At 44.7% G+C, this 1,776-nt stretch carries 1 protein-coding gene; it reads left to right on the top strand.

What is annotated here, in order from left to right; all coding sequences use genetic code 11:
* The first annotated feature begins 308 nt into the window (after positions 1–308).
* On the top strand, positions 309–1,421 hold the full coding sequence (locus F6K20_RS36975) for a metallophosphoesterase family protein (protein ID WP_008186576.1): 1,113 nt from the start codon (positions 309–311) through the stop codon (positions 1,419–1,421).
* The last annotated feature ends 355 nt before the right edge of the window (positions 1,422–1,776 follow it).

Genomic DNA, 1,776 nt, shown 5'->3' with positions numbered 1-1,776 from the left:
TATCCCTAATCTAGTTGTAAATGTGATATCTAGGTGTGCGCCTCCTAGGGCGAGTAAATCGCCCTAGGAGGCGCGCACCTCAATGAAGGCAATTCCAACTCATCTGTATTTATCCTAAATGTAATCTTTAAAGTTTTTTATAGACTAAAGCCTAATTATGTCAGGCTAAATTAAAGATTATCCATTATTGTTTAGGTGAGCAGTTAAATTGAACCTAAACAAGGGGTTGTAATGGTATAAAAGCAAAGGTCATGAGCGATAATTTTAATAATAATTAAACTAGGGGTTAATCAAGAAAAGTTTTAGTTATGAGTTTAAATTTTCGCTTTGCCGTGGTAAGTGACCTACATATCGGGTTACCCCACACCATCTGGGATCATCCCAATCGGTTTCATTTGGTAGAAGTTAGTATTCCAGTCCTAGAAAGGATTCTGGAGGATTTAGAGCAGGAAGCCTTGGATTTCCTCCTCCTACCAGGAGACTTAACCCAGCATGGTGAACCAGACAATCATGCCTGGTTACAAAAGCGATTGAGCCAGTTGCCTTTTCCAGTGTACGTCGTACCTGGAAATCATGATGTCCCCAATATCTTACCCAATGAACACTCGATTGGACTAAAGGAATTTCCCTACTACTATCGCCAATTTGGTTATGAAAATCCCGAGCAGTTGTACTATACCTGTGAAGTTTTGCCTGGAGTACAGCTGATTGGGTTAAATTCTAACCAGTTCGATACCGGTGGTAAACAGGTAGGGCGTCTTGATCAGCAACAGCTGATCTGGCTTGAGCAAGTGCTTCCCCAGTGCCAGGATAAATTGGTGCTGGTGATGGTGCATCACAATGTCATCGAGCATTTGCCGGATCAAGCTAACCATCCCTTGGGACATCGGTATATCTTGGAAAATGCTCCAGTATTACACAATATTCTCAAAACTGCTGGGGTCAATCTACTATTTACAGGTCACTTGCATGTACAGGATATCGCCTATCAAGAGGGAGTCTACGAAATCACAACAGGTTCATTAGTTAGCTATCCTCACCCCTACCGGATATTGCAGTTGTGTACCGATAATCAGGGCAAAAGATGGTTGCAAATTGAATCTCATCGAGTGGAATCAGTCCCTGGTTGGGAAAACCTAACCCAAATATCTAGAGAATGGATGAGCGATCGCTCTTATCCATTCATGGTGAAACTCCTGACTTCTCCCCCCTTAAATTTACCCGATTCAGATGCCCAGAAACTTGCTCCCAGTCTACGCTACTTCTGGGCTCATATTGCTGATGGTGATGCTGTATTCAACTTTCCTGAGTTTCCTACCCCAGTTCGTCGCTATTTTGAGTCATTTAGCACCCATACCAGTGATGGTAAACCTGCTCTGATTGATAATCAGACCACTCTGTTGCTGACAAAAAACCAATGACTAAGACGGCTTTTATTGAAGAAATTCAACCACCACAACTAACCTCATAAGCTCAGGGATTTCCTCAACCAGGAAAGCCATCCTCTACTCCTTGACCTTGACCAGGAAAGCCATCCTCTACTCCTTGACCTTGACCAGGAAAGCCATCCTCTACTCCTTGACCTTGACCAGGGAAGTCATCCTCTACTCCTTGACCTTGATCCGGTAGCTGAACAGGAATTTCAGTTTCCGGCTCGGGTTCGGGTTCTGGCTCAGGTTCCGGCTCAGGCTCAGGTTCCGGCTCAGGTTCCGGCTCCGGTTCCGGCTCAGGTTCAGGTTCAGGCTCGGGTTCAGGTTCAGGTTCAGGCTCCGGTTA

The sequence above is a fragment of the Moorena sp. SIO2C4 genome (genome assembly GCF_010672485.1).
Taxonomy (GTDB): domain Bacteria; phylum Cyanobacteriota; class Cyanobacteriia; order Cyanobacteriales; family Coleofasciculaceae; genus Moorena; species Moorena producens.
Note: the sequence above shows the minus strand (reverse complement) of the source record. Positions and strands in the feature narration are given on the sequence as shown.